Annotated in this window: 1 protein-coding gene and 1 pseudogene (1 of these 2 cut by a window edge); both read right to left on the bottom strand. The window is 74.1% G+C overall.

Going from position 1 to position 19088, the window contains the following annotated elements; genetic code table 11:
* A pseudogene (locus B1H19_RS05025) lies at positions 1-5212 on the bottom strand (type I polyketide synthase); the annotation flags it as partial.
* On the bottom strand, positions 5182-19088 hold the 3' end of the coding sequence (locus B1H19_RS05030; RefSeq protein WP_083103413.1) for a type I polyketide synthase. The gene runs 14551 nt beyond the window's last position; only the last 13907 of its 28458 coding nucleotides appear in the window; its start codon lies beyond the right edge, outside the window; its stop codon occupies positions 5182-5184. The pseudogene B1H19_RS05025 and the gene B1H19_RS05030, both read right to left, overlap by 31 nt.

Genomic DNA, 19088 nt, shown 5'->3' on the forward strand with positions numbered 1-19088 from the left:
AGTGGTCGGCGAGTGCGGTGGGGTTGGGGTAGTCGAAGACGAGCGTGGCGCTCAGCCGCAGTCCGGTGAGGGCGGAGAGCCGGTTGCGCAGTTCGACGGAGGTCAGGGAGTCGAAGCCGAGCTCGTTGAACTCCTTGCGGGCGTCGACGTTCTTGGCTGACGCGTGTCCGAGGACGGCGGCGGCCTCGGTGCGGACCAGCTCCGTCATCAGGCGCGTGCGCTCCTCGGGGCGCGCGGCCCGCAGCCGGTCGGCGAGCGGTACGGCCGTCTCTCCGGTGGTGTTCACGGCCGTGCGGCGGGCGCCCTTGACCAGGCCGCGCAGCATCGACGGGACCGGTCCCGACGCCCGCAGCGGCCCGCCGGCCCGGCCGACCGTGACGAGGTGGGCCGCGCTGCGTGCAACGGCGGCGTCGAACAGGGCCAAGCCTCGTTCCCGGCTCAGCGGTGCGGTCCCGTAGGAGGCCATCCGCTGCATATCCGTGTCGGAGAGGCCGGCGGTCATGCCACCGTCCTGGGTCCAGGCGCCCCAGGACAGGGACTGCGCGGGCAGTCCCTGTCCCGTCCGGTACCCGGCGAGCGCGTCCAGGAACACGTTGCCCGCCGCGTAGTTGGCCTGTCCGGGAGCACCGAGCACACCCGAGATGGAGGAGTAGAGCACGAAGGCGGCCAGGTCGAGGTGCTTGGTGGCTTCGTGCAGATGCCAGGCGGCGTCCACCTTCGGGCGCAGTACGGTCGACAGCCGCTCCGGCGTCAGCGAGGTGACCAGCCCGTCATCGAGGACACCGGCCGTGTGGATCACGGCGGTCAGCGGGTGTTCGGCCGGTACGGCGGCGATGAGAGCGTTCACGGCCGCCCGGTCGGCCACGTCACAGGCGCGCACGGTGACCTCCGCGCCGAGAGCGGCCAGTTCGTCGCTCAGTCCGGAGACGCCCGGGGCCTCGGGTCCGCTCCGGCTGACCAGCAGCAGATGCCGGACACCGCGCTCGGCCACCAGATGACGGGCCAGCTCGCGCCCCAGACCCCCCGTACCACCGGTGATCAGCACCGTGCCGTCCGCATCCCACGCCCGCGGCGACACACCCACACCATCGACCGACTCGGCCAGCTCGGCCAGCCGTCCCACGCGCACCGCGCCGTCGCGCACCACGAACTGCGCATCCCCGCCGACCAACAGACCCGGCAGACCCGCAAGCACCTCCACGAGATCCCCGGAACCGGCGTCCAGGTCCACCAACGCGATCCGCCCGGGGTTCTCCGACTGCGCCGAGCGCACCAGACCCCACACCGCCGCACCCGCCACATCCCGTACGGGCTCCCCCGCATCGGCGGAGACCGCGTTACGGGTGACGAACACCAGACGCGAGCCACTGGAGCCCTCCCGGCCGGCCCACTCCTGAAGCAGACCCAACGCGCGGGACGTCAACTCATGTGCCGCAGCGGGCACATCGTCACCCACACCCGACACGGGAACCACCACGAAATCCTCGTCCCCGGAGAGATCCGCCAGAGACGCGACCGACGCACCCACACCCAGCACATCCGCACCCAGAGACACACACCGCACCTCGGCAGGCGACACCTCAGGACCCGACACCCACTCCACCGACAACAACTCATCGCGCTCCGCGCCGTGCCGTGCTGCCGACCCGTCGGTGCCGGGGCCGCGGTAGGCCCGCATCACCATCGCCTCGGCGGACAGGACGGGCGCGCCTTCGGCGTCTACGGCCGCGATCGACATCGAGTCGTCGCCGGTCTTCACGACCCGGACCCGCAGGACCGAGGCGCCGCCCGCATGCAGCGACACGCCGCGCCAGGCGAAGGGCAGGAACTGGTCGTCCGCACTGCCGACACCGGCGATGCGGTGCGACTGGAGCACCGCGTCCAGCAGCGCCGGGTGGATGCCGAAGGCCCCTGCATCCTCGGCCACATGGTCCGGCAGGGCCACCTCCAGGAAGGCACCGTCCTCGCACTGCCACACCGAGCGCAGCCCCTGGAAGGCCGGGCCGTAACCCGTCCCCTCGTAGAAGCCCTCCAGGTCGACGGCCTCCGCGTCCTGCGGGGGCCACGTGGTGGATCCGAAGTCCACGATGCGTTCACCGCTGGTCAGCGTGCCCCCCGCGTGCTGCGTCCATGGCAGACCGGGGTTGCCGTCCGGGCGCGAATGTACCGAGATCGTGCGGGTACCTGCCTCGTCGGCGGGCCCGACCAGGACCTGGACCTGCCTGGCACCCTCTTCCTGGAGCACCAGTGGGGTCATCAGGACGAGGTCCTCGACGCGGTCGCAGTCGGCCTGGTCGGCGGCGTGCATCGCCAGTTCCAGAAAGCCGGTTCCCGGGAAGAAGACGCTGTCGCCGATGGCGTGGTCGGCCAACCACGGATGCGTGTGCAGCGACAGCCTGCCCGTCAGCACGACTTCACCGGACTCTGCGAGGGTGAGCGTCGCGCCCAGCAGCGGGTGCTCGGCGGACAGCAGGCCCGCACCGGCCACATCGCCGCTCGGCGCCGCGGGCCGAGGCCAGTAGCGCTCGTGCTGGAAGGGATAGGTGGGCAGGTCGACGCGGCGGGCGCCGGTGCCGGCGAAGATCCAGGACCAGTCCACCCCGATACCCGCGACGTGCAGGTGGGCGAGGGCGGTCAGCAGCGCGGCTTCCTCGGACCGGTCCTTGCGCAAGACGGGGACGGCCACCGCCGTCTCGTCGAGGGTGTGCCGGGCCATCGCCGTCAGCACCCCGTCCGGGCCCAACTCCAGGAAGACGGCGGCCCCTTCGGCGGCCAGGGCACGCACACCGTCGGCGTAGCGCACCGTTTCCCGCACGTGCCGCACCCAGTAGCCCGGTGAGCACACCAGCTCCTCGGCGGCCGGCTCACCGGTCACGTTCGAGACGATGGGGATTTGCGGAGCCTCGTACGACAGCCCCTCGGCCACCCGTCGGAAGTCCTCCAGCATCGGATCCATCAACGGCGAGTGGAAGGCGTGGCTGACCGACAGACGCTGCGTCTTGCGTCCCTCTGCGGCCAGCTCCTCCGCGATACGGAGCACCTCCGTCTCGTCCCCGGCGATCACCACCGACTCCGGGCCGTTGACCGCCGCCAGCGACACCCCGTCCACCAGCCGCGCAGCCACCTCGCTCTCCGCCGCCTCGACGGCCACCATCGCGCCGCCCACCGGCAGGGCCTGCATCAACCGCGCACGGGCCGCCACCAGCGCACACGCATCCGCCAGCGAGAACACCCCGGACACATGCGCCGCCACGATCTCGCCGATCGAATGCCCGGCCACGAAGTCCGGCCGCACGCCCAGGGACTCGGTTAGGCGGAACAGCGCCACCTCGACGGCGAACAGCGCAGGCTGCGTGAACCCGGTCTCGTCCAGGCCCTCCGCCTCGCCGAACATCACCTCCCGCAGCCCGGCATCGAAGTGCCCCAGCACCTCGTCCAACGCCTCGGCGAACACCGGGAACCGGCCGTACAACTCCCGCCCCATCCCGACACGTTGTGCGCCCTGGCCCGAGAACAGCACCGCCAGCGGGCGGCCCGTCTCCGCGCGGCCTCGGGTGGCCTCGGACAGTTCGCCGTCGGGGCACTGGGCCAGCAGCACCGCGCGGTGCTCGAACACCGAGCGGCCCGAGGCGAGCGAGAAGCCCACGTCCACCGGTGACGCCGTACCCCGGCGCGAGGAGATCCGCTCGATCTGTGCCGCGAGCGCCTCCTCGGACTTGGCCGATACCAGCCACGGCACCACGGTGGGCGCCAACCCCGGTTCCGTCACCGGTTCTTCGTCCGGTTCCGGCTGCTCCACGATCACATGGGCGTTGGTGCCGCTGATGCCGAACGAAGACACGCCGGCGCGCCACGGCCGGTCGGCCTTGGGCCACTCCTGGGGCTCCGTCAGCAGTTCCACCGCCCCGGAGGTCCAGTCCACATGCGAGGACGGCACATCGGCGTACAGCGTCTTGGGCAGGACGCCGTGCCGCATCGCCAGAATCATCTTGATCAGCCCTGCTGCGCCGGCCGCCGCCTGGGTGTGGCCGAGGTTGGACTTCACCGACCCCAGCAGCAGCGGGCGTTCGGGGTCGCGGTCCTGGCCGTAGGTGGCCAGCAGCGCCTGGGCCTCGATCGGGTCGCCGAGCGGGGTGCCGGTGCCATGGGCCTCGACCACGTCCACGTCCGACGCCGACAGACCGGCGGCGGCCAGGGCCTGGCGGATCACCCGCTGCTGGGAGGGGCCGTTGGGCGCGGTGAAGCCGTTGGAGGCGCCGTCCTGGTTGACGGCCGAGCCCCGTACGACGGCCAGCACGGGGTGCCCGTTGCGGCGGGCGTCGGACAGGCGCTCCACCACGAGGACGCCCACTCCCTCGGACCATCCGGTGCCGTCGGCCGCGTCCGAGAACGCCTTGCACCGGCCGTCCGCCGCGAGCCCGCCCTGCCTGCTGAACTCCATCAGGGAACCGGGGGACGACATGACGTTCACCCCGCCGACCAGGGCCAGCGAGCACTCGCCGGCCCGCAGGGCATGGCTCGCCGTGTGCAGGGCCACGAGCGAGGACGAGCACGCCGTGTCGACGGTCACCGCCGGGCCCTCCAGGCCCAGCGTGTAGGACAGCCTGCCGGAGGTGGCGCTGGCGGCGATTCCGGTGCCGATGTCGCCGGTGGCGTCGGCCAGGGAACGTACGAGCAGGTAGGCGTAGTCCTGGCCGTTGGTGCCGACGAACACGCCGGTACGGCTGCCGCGCAGGGTGGTCGGGTCGATGCCGGCGCGCTCGATGGCCTCCCAGGAGGTCTCCAGCAGCAGCCGCTGCTGCGGGTCCATGGTGACCGATTCACGGGGCGAGATGCCGAAGAAGCCGGCGTCGAAGTCCCCCACGCCGTCGAGGAAGCCCCCTTCCTGGCTGACGGCGTTTCCTCGCTGGTCGACCCCGGCGTCCCGCAGGGCGTCCAGGTCCCAGCCGCGGTCCGTGGGGAACGCGCCGATCGCGTCCTTGCCCGCGGTCAGCAGCTCCCACAGGTCCTCGGGCGACTGCACCCCGCCGGGGTAGCGGCAGGCCATCGCCACGATCGCGATCGGCTCCGTGGCCGCGGCGACGAGCTTGCGGTTCTGGCGGCGCAGGTTCTCGGCTTCCTTCAGCGAGGCGCGGAGGGCTGCGACGACGGTTTCACTGGATGTGGTCATGGTCCGCTCTTTCAGCGCTCTTGGGGGGTATTGCCGTCGAATGCCGCCTGCACCAGGTCGGCGATGTCCATCGCGTCGATCGACTCGTCGTAGGCGTCGGCCGCCGTCGCGGCGGCGGCCTCGGCGCCGGACGTCGCGGTCTGTTCGGCGGCGAGCTTCAGCAGGGGTTCGAGCACGCCGATCTCGCGCAGCTGGGCCACGGAGACGGAGGCCAGCAGGGCCTTGATGCCGGCGGAGTCCGGGTCGCCGCCGTCGGCCGCCCCCTCCCCCGGGGCCTCGTCGGGGACCAGGCGGCTCAGGAGGTGGTCGGCCAGGTCGGCGGGGTTGGGGTGGTCGAAGACGAGCGTGGCGGTCAGGTTCAGTCCGGTCGCGGCGCCGAGCTGGTTGCGCAGTTCGACGGCGCTGAGGGAGTCGAAGCCGAGGTCGCGGAACGCCCGGTCGGCGCCTACGGCGTCGGCCGTGGGGTGTCCCAGTACGGCCGCGGCACGGGTGCGGACCAGGTCCCGTACGGCTTCGGAGCGCTTGGCGGGCGGCAGGCCCGTCAGCTTCTCGCGCAGCGCGTCGCCCGTGGTGGCCTCGTCGGCGTCCCCCGCCGTCCGGTCCTCGGCGTCGACGGTCGGCCGGCCGAGCAGCGGGCTGGGCCGTACGGCGGTGAAGGAGCGGACGAACCGGTCGCGTTCGATGTCGGCGACGACCTCGGTGGGCCGCCCGTCCATGACGGCCCGGCGCAGCGCCACGACGGCGAGGTCCGGGTCCAGCGGGCGGATTCCGGTGCGCCGGGCCACGTCGGCCGCGCGCTGGTCGGCGGCCATTCCGGCGCCGCCCCACACGCCCCAGGCGAGGGAGGTCGCGGCCAGGCCCTGAGCCCGGCGCTGTTCGGCGAGGGCGTCCAGGAAGGCGTTGGCGGCGGCGTAGTTGGCCTGGCCGGCGTTGCCGACCGCTCCGGAGGACGAGGAGAACAGGGCGAACACGGCCAGGTCCAGGTCCTTGGTGAGGTCGTGCAGGGCCAGGGCCGAGGCGGCCTTGGCGCGGAAGACGTCCTCGAAGCGGTCCGGGGTGAGGCTGTCCAGGACGCCGTCGTCGATGACGCCGGCGGTGTGGACGATGCCGGTCAGCGGGGCCGTCTCGGGGATGTCCGCCAGGACCTTCGCGAGCGCGTCGCGGTCGGCGGCGTCGCATGCGGTGAGGGTGACGTCCGCGCCGAGCGCGGTGAGGTCGGCCCGCAGTGCGTCCGCGCCGGGCGCGTCCGGGCCGCGGCGGCTCAGCAGCAGCAGCTGCCGTGCACCTGCCCGTGCCAGTTCGCGTGCCACGTGGGCGCCCAGTGCTCCGGTGCCGCCGGTGATCAGGACGGTTCCGGTGGGGTTCCACTCCCGGGTGGTCCGCCCGGCCGGTACGGGGACCAGCCGGCGGCCCAGGACGGCGGAGGGCCGGATCGCGATCTGGTCCTCGCCGCCGGGGGCGGCGAGCACGTCGGCGAGACGGGCGGCGGAGCGGTCGTCGAGCGTGCCGGGCAGGTCGATCAGACCTCCCCAGCGCTGCGGGTACTCCAGGGCGGCCACCCGTCCCAGTCCCCATACGGCGGCCTGGGCGGATCCGGACACCGGCTCGCCGGGCGCGGCGGCGACCGCGTCGCGGGTGAGGCACCACAGGGGTGCGGCGAGGTCCGCGTCGCCGAGCGCCTGGATCAGGGTGGTGGTGAGGGCCAGCGCCTCGGGGGCGTCGCCCGGGTGAGCGGCTTCCGGGCCGGCGGGCTCCGTGGCGAGGGCGAGCAGGGAGACCACGCCGGTGAACTCGGCTCCTTCGGCGGCCTGTTGGCGCAGCAGGTCGGCCAGGGCGGCCCGGTCGGCGCCGGGCGCGGTGAGGCGCGCGGTGTCCGGGCCCAGGGCCGCGACGACGTCGGCGACCCACGGGTCCTGCTCGTGCCCTGCCGGGATCACGGCGAGGTGGGTGCCCGCCGGGGTGTGGGAGGGCGTGCGGGTCAGCGGCTCGAAGGTGATCTGCTGCCGCCAGCCGTCGACCGTGCCGGACGCCTCGCGCCGGCGGCGCCAGTCCGCGAGCGCGGGGAGCACCGTGGCGAGCGCGTCGCGCTCGACGTCGAGCGTCGTGGCGAGTTCCGCGAAGTCCGCCTCCCCCACGGCCGACCAGAAGCCGTCGTCCGCGGCGGTCGCCGGGGCGGCGTCGGTGGCGGGCCGGTCGGCCGGCCAGAACCGCTGGTGCTGGAAGGGGTAGGTGGGCAGGTCGGTGCGGCGGGGCGCGGTCCGGGTCCCGGTGAGGACGGCGGGCCAGTGCGGGCTCGCTCCGTCCACGTGCAGCCGGGCGAGCGCGGTGACCACACCCTGCTGCTCACCGCGGTCCCGGCGCAGCGCCGGTACGGTGACCGCCTGCGAGGGCAGGGTGTCCAGGGTCTCCTGGGCCATGGCGCACAGCGCGCCGTCGGGGCCCAGTTCCAGGAACGCGGTCACCCCGCGGTCGGCGAGGGTGCGGATGCCGTCGCCGAAGCGGACGGCCTCGCGGACGTGGCGCACCCAGTAGTCCGGGGAGCACACCTGGCACTCGGTCGCCGCCTCGCCGGTCACGTTGGACACGAGAGGGATGGCGGGGGCGTCGTAGCCGACGCTTTGGGCGACTTGTCGGAAGTCGTCGAGAACGGCGTCCATGTGCAGTGAGTGAAATGCATGGCTCACCCGCAAACGCCTAGTCTTGCGCCCGTCGGCGGTGAACTTGTCCGCGATGCCCAGTACGGCGGCCTCGTCGCCGGAGAGGACCACCGAGCGCGGTCCGTTGACCGCGGCGATGGACACGCCGTCGGTCAGGTGCGCCCGGGTCTCCTCCTCGGTGGCCTGGACGGCGACCATGGCGCCGCCCGCGGGCAGGGCGTTCATCAGCCGCGCCCGTGCGGCGACCAGCCGGCACGCGTCGTCCAGGGAGAAGACCCCGGCCACATGCGCGGCCGCTATCTCGCCGATGGAGTGCCCGGCGACGAAGTCCGGGCGGATGCCCCAGGAGGCGACGAGGCGGAACAGCGCGACCTCGATGGCGAACAGCGCGGGCTGGGTGTAGCCCGTCTCGTTCAGCCGCTCCGCGTTGTCGAACATGACGTCCCGCAGCGGAAGTTCCAGTTCCGCGTCCAGGCGTGCCGTCACCTCGTCCAGGGCCTCGGCGAACACCGGGAAGCGGGCGTGGAGTTCCCGGCCCATGCCCACGCGCTGCGATCCCTGGCCGGAGAAGAGCACCGCGAGCTTGCCGCGGCGGTCCGCGACCCGGCCCCGCAGGACCTGGGGGGTGTCGAGTCCGTCGGCGAGCGCGGTCAGGCCCGCGAGCAGTTCCTCGCGGTCCTCGGCCAGGACGGCGGCCCGGTGGGTGAAGGCCGACCGGGTGGTGGCCGTGGACAGCGCGAACTCGGCGACGGTGAGGTCGGGCCGGTCGGCCACGTAGGCGTGCAGCTGCCGGGCCTGGGCCCGCAGCGCTTCCGGCACGGCGCCGGACACGGGCACCGGCAGCGTGCCGCCCGCCTCCTGCGGGCTCTCGGGCTCCTGCGCCACGGTGGGTTCGGGCTGCTCGATGATCACGTGGGAGTTGGTGCCGCTGGCGCCGAAGGCCGAGATTCCGGCCCGGCGCGGACGGCCCGTACGCGGCCAGTCGGCCGCCTGCGCCAGCAGTTCGACGGCTCCGGCGCTCCAGTCGACGTGCGCCGAGGGCTCGTCGATGTGCAGGCTCCTGGGCAGCACGCCGTGGCGCATCGCCAGCACCATCTTGATCACACCGGCGATGCCCGCGGCCGCCTGGGTGTGGCCGATATTGGACTTCACCGACCCGAGCAGCAGCGGCAGTCGGGGGTCACGGCCCTGCCCGTACGTGGCCATCAGCGCCTGGGCCTCGATGGGGTCGCCCAGGGTGGTGCCAGTGCCGTGTGCCTCCACGGCGTCCACGTCGGCCGGTGCCAGCCCCGCGTTGGCCAGCGCCCGCTGGATGACGCGGCGCTGCGAGGGGCCGTTGGGCGCGGTGATGCCGTTGCTGGCGCCGTCCTGGTTGATGGCCGAGCCGCGCAGCACCGCGAGCACCTCGTGGCCGTTGCGGCGGGCGTCCGAGAGCCGTTCCAGGACGAGGACGCCCACGCCCTCGGACCAGCCGGTGCCGCCCGCGGCGGACGCGAACGGCCGGCAGCGGCCGTCCGGTGCGAGGGCTCCCATCTCCCCGAACTCGACGAAGTTCACCGGGCTGGACATCACCGTCACACCGCCGGTCAGGGCGAGGGAGCACTCGCCGTTGCGCAGGGCCTGGGCGGCCAGGTGGAGCGCCACCAGGGACGACGAGCAGGCCGTGTCGACGCTGACGGAGGGGCCTTCGAGGCCGAGGTGGTAGGCCACCCGGCCGGAGAGCAGGCTCGCCGACTGCGCGGTCTGCGCGTGGCCCAGCTGGCCGGCTTCGGGCCGGTAGTCGCCCGAGCCGCCGCCGATGAACACGCCGGTGTCGCCGCCGCGCAGCCGGGCGGGGTCGATACCGGTGCGCTCCAGGGCCTCCCAGGCGGCTTCCAGCAGGATGCGCTGCTGCGGGTCCATGACCATGGCCTCGCGCGGTGCGATCCCGAAGAATCCGGGGTCGAAGTCGGCGACGTCGTAGAGGAATCCGCCCTGGCCGGTGACGGTCCGGCCGCGGCCGTCCCGGTCGCCGTGCAGCAGCCGGTCCAGATCCCAGCCGCGGTCGGTGGGGAAGCCTCCGATGGCGTCCGCTTCGCTCATGACCAGCTGCCACAGGTCCTCGGGCGAGCGGATCCCGCCCGGGTAGCGGCAGCTCATGCCGACGATGACGACCGGGTCCTCGGCGGTGTCGGCGTCCGTCGCCCGCGCCGCCGCGGGGAGTTCCTCCGTAGCCTTCCCGCCCTCGTCGAGGAGTTCGGCCCGCAGATGGCCGGCGAGCGCTTCGGCCGTGGGGTAGTCGAAGACGAGGGTCGCGGGCAGGGCCAGACCCGTGGCGGTGGCGAGCTGGTTGCGCAGGTCGACCGCGGTCAGCGAGTCGAAGCCGAGGTCCGTGAACGCCTGGCCGGAGGGTACGGCGTCGGCGTCCGCGAACCCGAGCACCGCGGCCACCCGGTCGCGGACCAGGCTCAGCAGGACCTCGGTGCGCTCCGTGTCCGGGCGGGCGGCGAGTTCGGCCCGCAGGCCGGTCGCGGTGTCCACCGTCCCCGGCGCGGTGCCGCCCGGCTCCGCCAGCGCCTCGCGGGCCTCGGGCAGTTCCGCGAACAGGGCGCTGCGCCGGTTGCGGGTGAAGGCGGGCGCGAACCCGTCCCACCGTACGTCGGCGACCGTCACCGAGGGGGTGTCGGTGCCCAGGGAGCGGGCGAGCGCGGTCAAGGCCCGCGCGGGGTCCATCGGGGGCAGCCCGTTGGCCCGCAGGTGCGCGGCCAGGCTGTCGGAGGTGGCGTCGGACCAGCCGCCCCACGAGACCGCGGTGGCAGGCAGTCCGCGGGCACGCAACGAGCGTGCCAGGGCGTCGAGTTGGGCTCCGGCGGCGGCCTCGGTGGCCCGGCCTCCGGCACCCCAGGTCCCGGCGATCGAGGAGAAGAGGACGAACGCGTCCAGGGGGCGATCGCCGGTCGCCGCCTCGGCCACGGCCGCCAGGCTCTCCACGTCCGCGTACAGGGCGGCCAGGGCGGCGCCGGGGTCCGCGGCGATGGCGGTTGCGTAGGCGTCGGCGCCGGAGGGCCCGTCCGCGTGGACCACGGCGGTCAGCGGCTCCGGGAGCGCGGCGAGCGCGCTCAGCAGCGCCTCGCCGTCGGCCGGTGCGCAGTCGAGCACCGTCAACGGTACGCCCAGGGCGTCGAGTTCGGCGCTCAGCCGCGCCGTGTCCGGTGCGGTGGGGTCGGCCAGCACCAGGTGCCGGGCGCCTTGTTCGGCGAGCCAGCGGGCGCAGTGTCCGCCGGTTCCGGAAGCGGGGCCGACGACCAGGACCGTGCCGGTCGGCTGCCACGAGGTCGCGGGGGCGTCGTCCGTGGCACGCACCAGCCGTCGTCCGAACGCGCCGGACGGCCGCAGCGCCACCTGGTCCTCGTCTCCGGCGCCGGACAGTACGGCGCGCAGCCGTTCCGCCGTACGCCGGTCGAGCGCCTGCGGTACGTCGATCAGGCCGCCCCAGCGGTCCGGGTGGTCCAGGGCCGCGACCCTGCCGAGCCCCCACACCGCCGCCTGGGCGGGGCCGGCTTCGGTGTCCGAGCGGTCCACCGACACCGCGTCGCGGGTGACGCACCACAGCGGGGCGTCGATGCCCGCCTCGGCCAGTGCCCGCAGCGCCTCGTCGGGCCAGGCCGGTCCGAAGGGGAGGGCGAAGGCGTACGGGGTGGCGAGAAGGGAGACCACTCCGGTGAACTCGGTTCCTCGTGCGGCGAGTTCGCCAAGTCGTCCGGCGAACGCAGCGCGGTCGGCCGGGTCGACTTCAACGGTGACGGCGGACTCGCCGAGGGTCGCGAGGACGGCGGCGGTCCATGCGTCGTCGGCGGCGCCCGTCGGGACCAACGCCAGCCACGGTCCGGCGAGGGCGCCGGGCGCGGTGCCGGGCAGCGGCTTGAAGGCCACGTGGTAGCGCCAGCCGTCGACGGTCGAGCGCTCGACGCGCTTGCGGCGCCAGGCGGACAGGGCGGGTACCAGGGCCGACAGTGCGGCGTCGTCCAGTTCCAGGCTGTCCGAGAGCGAGGAGAGGTCCGCGCGCTCCACCGCGTCCCAGAACTCGGCGTCCACGGGGTCCTGGGCACCGGCCGTCGTCTCCGCGGCGGGCCCGCCGTCCGGCCAGTACCACTGGTGCTGGAAGGGATAGGTGGGCAGGTCGACGCGGCGGGCGCCGGTGCCGGCGAAGATCCCCGACCAGTCCACTCCGACGCCCACGACGTGCAGGTGGGCGAGGGCGGTGAGCAGCGCGGTCTCCTCGGGCCGGTCCTTGCGCAGGGCCGGTACGGCGGTCGCGAAGCCGTCCAGGGTGTGCTGGGCCAACGCGGTCAGCACCCCGTCCGGACCCAGCTCCAGGAAGACGGCGGCCCCTTCGGCGGCCAGGGCGCGCACGCCGTCGGCGAAGCGCACGGTCTCGCGCACATGCCGGACCCAGTATGCGGCCGAGCAGACGGCATCGTCGGTGGCGAGTTCACCGGTGAGGTTCGACACCAGCGGGATCCGCGGGGCGTCGTACGACAGCCCCTCGGCGACCCGCCGGAAGTCCTCCAGCATCGGATCCATCAGCGGCGAGTGGAAGGCGTGGCTGACCGGCAGGCGCCGCGTCTTACGGCCCAGGTCGGTGAACTCCTCGGCGATCCGCAGGACTTCGGTCTCGTCGCCTGCGAGCACCACCGACTCGGGGCCGTTGACCGCCGCGATCGACACCCCGTCGACCAGCCGCGCGGCGGCCTCCTCCTCGGTGCCCTGGACGGCGACCATGGCGCCGCCCGACGGGAGGGCCTGCATCAGCCGCGCACGGGCCGCCACCAGCGCACACGCGTCCGCCAGCGAGAACACCCCGGCGACATGCGCGGCCGCGATCTCGCCGATCGAGTGTCCGGCCACGAAGTCCGGCCGTACGCCCAGGGATTCGGCCAGCCGGAACAGCGCCACCTCGACGGCGAACAGCGCAGGCTGCGTGAACCCGGTCTCGTCCAGGCCCTCCGCCTCGCCGAACATCACCTCCCGCAGCCCGGCATCGAAGTGCGCCAACACCTCGTCCAACGCCTCGGCGAACACCGGGAACCGGCCGTACAACTCCCGCCCCATCCCGACGCGTTGTGCGCCCTGGCCCGAGAACAGCACCGCCAGCTTTCCGTCGGTCTCCTGGGCGACGCCGCGGGCGAGTTCCCGTACGCCCGCTCCGTCGGCCGCGAGGACCGCGCGGTGGGCGAACGCCGCCCTGCCGGTGGTGAGGGAGTGACCCACGTCGACCGGTGACGGTCCGTTCAGCGCCGAGACCCGCGCTATCTGTGCCTCCAGCGCGGCCTCGGACGTGCCCGACACCGGCCAGGGCACGAGGCCCGGCACCGTGGTGGGCTCCGGTGCCGCGGACTCCTCGGCGTCCGGTGCCTGCTCGATGATGATGTGGGCGTTGGTGCCGCTGACGCCGAAGGCGGAGACACCGGCCCGCCGGGCGTGCCCGGTCTCGGGCCACTCCTGCTGCTCGGTCAGCAGCGAGACCGTACCGGCCGTCCAGTCCACGTGCGCGGACGGCGCGTCGGTGTGCAGGGTCTTGGGCAGCACGCCGTGGCGCATCGCCAGCAGCACCTTGATGGTGCCGGCGACACCGGCGGCGGCCTGGGTGTGGCCCAGGTTCGACTTCACGGCGCCGAGCAGCAGCGGCCGGTCCTTCGGCCGGTCCGGTCCGTAGGCGGCGATCAGCGCGTGCGCCTCGATGGGGTCGCCGAGGGTGGTGCCGGTGCCGTGGGCCTCGACGACATCGACGTCGGCGGGGGCGAGGTCGGCGTCGGCGAGTGCCTGGCGGATGGCGCGCTGCTGGGCCCGTCCGTTGGGCGCGGTCAGTCCGTTGGAGGCGCCGTCCTGGTTGACGGCGGTGCCGCGCACGATGCCCCAGACGTCGTGGCCGTTGCGGCGGGCGTCGGAGAGGCGTTCCAGCAGGAGGACGCCCACGCCCTCGGACCAGCTCGTGCCGTCGGCCGCGTCGGCGAACGGCTTGCAGCGTCCGTCGGGGGCCAGCCCGCCCTGGACCGTGAACTCGGTGAAGGAGTCGGGGCTGGACATCACCGAGACGCCGCCGGCCAGGGCGAGGGTGCATTCGCCGCTGCGCAGGGCGCCCGCGGCCATGTGCAGGGCGACCAGTGCCGAGGAGCAGGCGGTGTCGACGGTGACGGCCGGGCCCTCCAGCCCGAAGGCGTAGGAGAGGCGGCCGGACATGACGCTGGCGGTGTTGCCGGTGGCGACATGGCCGCGTACGTCGGTGGTGCCGGTGCCCCGGCGCAGGAGCGTGGCGTAGTCCTGGCCGTTGGTGCCGACGAACACGCCGGTACGGCTGCCGCGCAGCGTGGTCGCGTCGATTCCGGCGCGCTCGAACGCCTCCCAGGAGGTCTCCAGCAGCAGCCGCTGCTGCGGGTCCATGGCCAGGGCCTCGCGGGGCGAGATGCCGAAGAAGGGGGCGTCGAAGAGGCCGACGCCGTCCAGGAATCCGCCTTCGAGGGTGGCGGAGGCGCCGCGGGCGAGCGCGTCCAGGTCCCAGCCGCGGTCCGCGGGGAATCCGCTGATCGCGTCCTCGCCGCTGGTCAGCAGCTGCCAGAGGTCCTCGGGGGACCGCACGCCGCCGGGGAAGCGGCAGTTCATGCCGACGATGACGATGGGATCGTCGTCGGCCGCGCGGCCGACGAGGGCCGGGGCGCCGGACTCGGGCAGGGTGCCCAGGAGTTCGGCGAGCAGGAAGTCGGCGAGGGCGGTCGGGGTCGGGTAGTCGTAGACGAGGGTCGCGGGCAGTTTCAGGCCGGTGGTGGCCGTGAGGGTGTTGCGCAGTTCGACGGTGGTCAGCGAGTCGAAGCCGAGGTCGGTGAAGGCGCGTTCGGCACCGATGGCCGAGGTGCCGCCGTGCCCGAGGACCGCGGCCACCTGGGTGCGCACCAGGTCCAGGACGAAGCGCGGGCGCGCGGCCGGGGAGAGCCCGGCGAGCCGTTGGCGCAGGGCCGGTTCCCGCTCCGGTGTCCCGGCGGGCGGCGTGACCTGCCGGAGTTCGGGCAGGTCGGCGACGAAGGGGCTGGGGCGCGTCGCGGTGAAGACCTCCGCGTAGCGCTGCCAGTCGACGTCCGCGAGGGTCAGCGTCGTGGCGTCGTGCTCGATCGCCTGGCGCAGTGCGGTGAGGGCGAGCGGCGGTGCCATGGGGGTGAAGCCGCCGCGGCGGACGCGGTCCTGGATGCCGGTGCCGTCGGCCGCCATACCGGTCTCGGCCCAGGGGCCCCAGGCCAGCGAGGTGGCGGGCAGGCCGTGGGCGCGGCGGTGTCCGGCGAAGGCGTCGAGGAAGGCGTTGCCGGCCGCGTAGTTGCCCTGGCCGGGTGCGCCGAGGGTGCCGGCGACGGAGGAGAAGAGCACGAAGGCGCTCAGGTCCTTCTCGCGGGTCGTCTCGTGCAGGTTGAGGGTGGCGGTGACCTTGGTGCGCAGGACGGCGGTGAACTGCTCGGGGGTGAGCGTGTCCAGGGTGCCGTCGTCGACGGTGCCGGCGGTGTGGAACACCGCGGTGAGCGGGTGCTCGTCGGGGATCGCGGCGAGTACGGCGGCGAGCGCGTCCCGGTCGGCGGTGTCGCACGCCACGAGGGTGACGCGAGCGCCCAACTCCGCTATTTCGGCGGCCAGTTCCTCGGCTCCGGGAGCGTCGGTGCCGCGCCGGCTGACCAGCAGCAGGTGCTCGGCGCCCGCCTCGGCCAGCCAGCGGGCGACGTGGCCGCCGAGCGCACCGGTGCCGCCGGTGACGAGCACGGTGCCGGTGGGGCGGAACGTGCCGGTTTCGGGGGCCGGTGCGGCCCGGTGGTGCGCCAGGCGGCGGACGAAGGTCGCGGTGGTGCGTACGGCGAGCTGGTCCTCGTCGCCGCTGTCGGTGAGGACGGCGGCCAGCCGACGCAGGGTGGTGCCGTCGAGCTCGTCGGGGAGGTCGACGAGGCCGCCCCAGCGCTGCGGGTGCTCCAGTGCGGCGACCCTGCCCAGACCCCAGACGGCGGCCTGGGCGGGGCGGGCCGGGTGTTCGGCGCGGTCCACGGCCACGGCGGTGCGGGTCGCGCACCACAGGGGGGCCTCGATACCGGCGTCGCCCAGGGCCTGGATCGCGGCCGCCGTCAGCAGGAGGCCCGCGGTCGCGGCGTCGTCGGCGTCTTCGTCGGCCGTTGCCAGCAGGGACAGGACACCCGCGAACTCGCCGTGCTCCGCGACCAGTTCGCTCAGCCGCGCGGCCAGCTCCGGGCGCTGCGCAGCGCTCACCTCGACCCGTACGGCGTCGGCGCCCAGGGCCCCGGCGACCGCGTCGGTCCAGGCCCGCTCGCCGTCGGCCGGTGCGAGCACCAGCCAGGTCCCGGCCGGGTGTCCGGCGGTGCCCGTGCCGGTGAGGGGCTTCCAGGTGGTCCGGTAGCGCCAGCCGTCGACGGTGGAGCGCTCCCGGCTCTTGCGCCGCCAGGAGGAGAGGGCGGGCACGACGGCGGTGAGGGTGTCGTCGTCCAGGTCCAGCGAGGAGCCCAGGGACCGAAGGTCCGCGCGCTCGACGGCCGACCAGAACTCCGCGTCCGCCGCGTCGACGGGGTGTGCGGATGCGGCGGCTCCCTCCGCCGCCTCGGGCCAGTAGCGCTCGCGCTGGAAGGGGTAGGTGGGCAGATCGATCCGCCGGGCGCCGCTGCCCGCGAACACGGCGTCCCAGTCGACCCGGACCCCGTGGAGGTGGAGCCGGGCCAGCGCCGTGGTCAGTGCGGGGGCCTCGGGCCTCTCGCGGCGCAGTGCCGGGATGGCGGTGGCGGGCGTCTGCTCGCCGGTGCTCTCGCGCACCGCGCCGCTGAGGACGGCGTCCGGGCCGAGCTCGAAGAAGGTCGTCACACCGTGCTCGGTGAGGTGCCGTACGGCGTCGGCGAAGCGGACGGTGCCGCGGACCTGCCGGGTCCAGTACTGCGCCGAGCACAGGTCGTCGGCCGGGATCGGCTCGCCGGTGAGGGTGGAGACCAGCGGCAGCCGCGGCGGGTGGAAGGTGATGCCTTCGGCGGCGCGGGTGAAGTCGTCCAGCATCGCGTCCATGTGCGCCGAGTGGAAGGCATGGCTGACGCGCAGCTGCTTGGTGCGGCGGCCGAGCTCGCGGAAGTGGGCCGCCACGGCGAGCACAGCGTCCTCGTCGCCCGAGACGACCAGGGATGCCGGGGTGTTGACGGCGGCGAGCGCGGCCCGTCCCTCGTACGGGGCGAGCACGGCGGCCGCCTCGTCCTCGGTGGCCTCGACGGAGGCCATGGCGCCGCCCGAGGGCAGGGCGGCCATCAGCCGGCCGCGGGCCGCGACGAGGGTGCAGGCGTCCTCCAGGGAGAGGACTCCGACGGCGTGCGCGGCGGCAAGCTCGCCGATGGAGTGTCCCGCGACGTAGTCGGGGCGCAGGCCCCAGGACTCGGCGAGCCGGAACAGCGCCACTTCGAGGGCGAAGAGGGCCGGCTGGGTGTAGCCGGTGTCGTCCAGCAGCGCGGCCTCGGGGGTGCCGGGGTCGGCGAAGAGGATCTCCCGCAGCGGGCGGTCGAGTTCGAGGTCGAAGCGGGCCAGTACGGCGTCCAGGGCCTCGGCGTAGACCGGGTGGCGGTCGTAGAGCTCGCGTCCCATTCCGGGGCGCTGGCTGCCCTGGCCCGTGAAGAGGAAGGCGAGTCGGCCGCGGTCCGGGCGGCCGGTGAGCAGTCCGCCGTCGGGGGTTGCGTCGCGCAGTGCGGTCAGGGCGCGGATGAGGGTGTCGGGGTCGTCGGTGACGACGGCCGCACGGTGTTCCAGGGCGGTTCGGGAGGTGGCGAGGGAGAACGCCAGGTCGGTGAGCGGGAGTTGGGGGTGGTCGGCGAGGTGGGTCAGGAGCCGTCCGGCCTGGGCGCGCAGGCCCTCTTCGGTGCGTCCGGACAGGGTCAGGGGAAGGGCGGCGGGGTCGGCCGGGCGGGCCGGTGCGGTGTCGGTGTCGTCCTCGGTCCGGTCTTCCGGGGCCTGTTCGAGGATGGTGTGGACGTTGGTGCCGCTGAGGCCGAAGGAGGAGACGCCCGCGCGGCGCGGGTGTGCGGTGGTCGGCCAGGGCAGCGGCTCGGTGAGCAGCCGGATGGCGCCGGAGCTCCAGTCGACGTGGCTGGAGGGCCGGTCGATGTGCAGGCTCTGCGGCACGGTGGCGTGGCGCATCGCCATGACCATCTTGATGACGCTGGCGACGCCGGACGCCATCTGGGTGTGGCCGATGTTGGATTTGACGGAGCCCAGGAGCAGCGGGTGCTCGGGGTCGCGGCCCTGGCCGTACGTGGCCAGCAGGGCCTGCGCCTCGATGGGGTCGCCGAGCGCCGTGCCGGTGCCGTGTCCGTCGATGACGTCGATGCCGTCGGGGTCCATCCGGGCGTTGGCCAGGGCCTGTCGGATGACGCGCTGCTGGGACGGGCCGTTGGGCGCGGTCAGCCCGTTGGAGGCGCCGTCCTGGTTGACGGCGGAGCCCCGGATGACGGCCAGGACCTGGTGCCCGTTGCGGCGGGCGTCGGAGAGCCGCTCGACGAGGACCAGGCCGACGCCTTCGGCCAGGCTCATGCCGTCGGCCTGATCGGAGTACGCCTTGCAGCGGCCGTCGGCCGCCATCGCGCGCTGGCGGCTGAAGCCGACGAACGCGCCGGGCGTGGACATGATGCTGACGCCGCCCGCGAGGGCCAGGGAGCTCTCGCCGTTGCGCAGGGACTGGCAGGCCAGGTGTAGGGCGACCAGGGACGAGGAGCAGGCGGTGTCGAGGGAGACGGCCGGGCCCTCGAAGCCGTAGGTGTAGGAGAGCCGGCCGGACAGGACGCTGGAGATGGTGCCGGTGATCAGGTGTCCCTCGGCCCCTTCCGGCCCCGCGCCGAAGGCTCCGTAGTCCTGGTAACTGGCGCCGATGAACGTGCCGGTGCTGCTGCCGCGCAGGGTGGCGGGGTCGATCCCGGCGCGCTCCATCGCCTCCCAGGAGGTCTCCAGCAGCAGGCGCTGCTGGGGGTCCATGGCCAGGGCCTCGCGGGGCGAGATGCCGAAGAAGCCCGCGTCGAAGTCGGCGGCGTCGTGGAGGAAGCCGCCCCGGGTCGAGTAGGTGTGGCCGGCCCGGTCGGGGTCGGGGTCGTAGAGGCCCTCGGCGTCCCAGCCGCGGTCGGTGGGGAACTCGCCGGTGGCGTCGCCGCCCTCGGCGACCAGTCGCCACAGGTCCTCCGGTGAGCCGACCCCGCCGGGGTAGCGGCAGCTCATGCCGATGATGG

The organism is Streptomyces gilvosporeus (genome assembly GCF_002082195.1).
GTDB lineage: Bacteria > Actinomycetota > Actinomycetes > Streptomycetales > Streptomycetaceae > Streptomyces > Streptomyces gilvosporeus.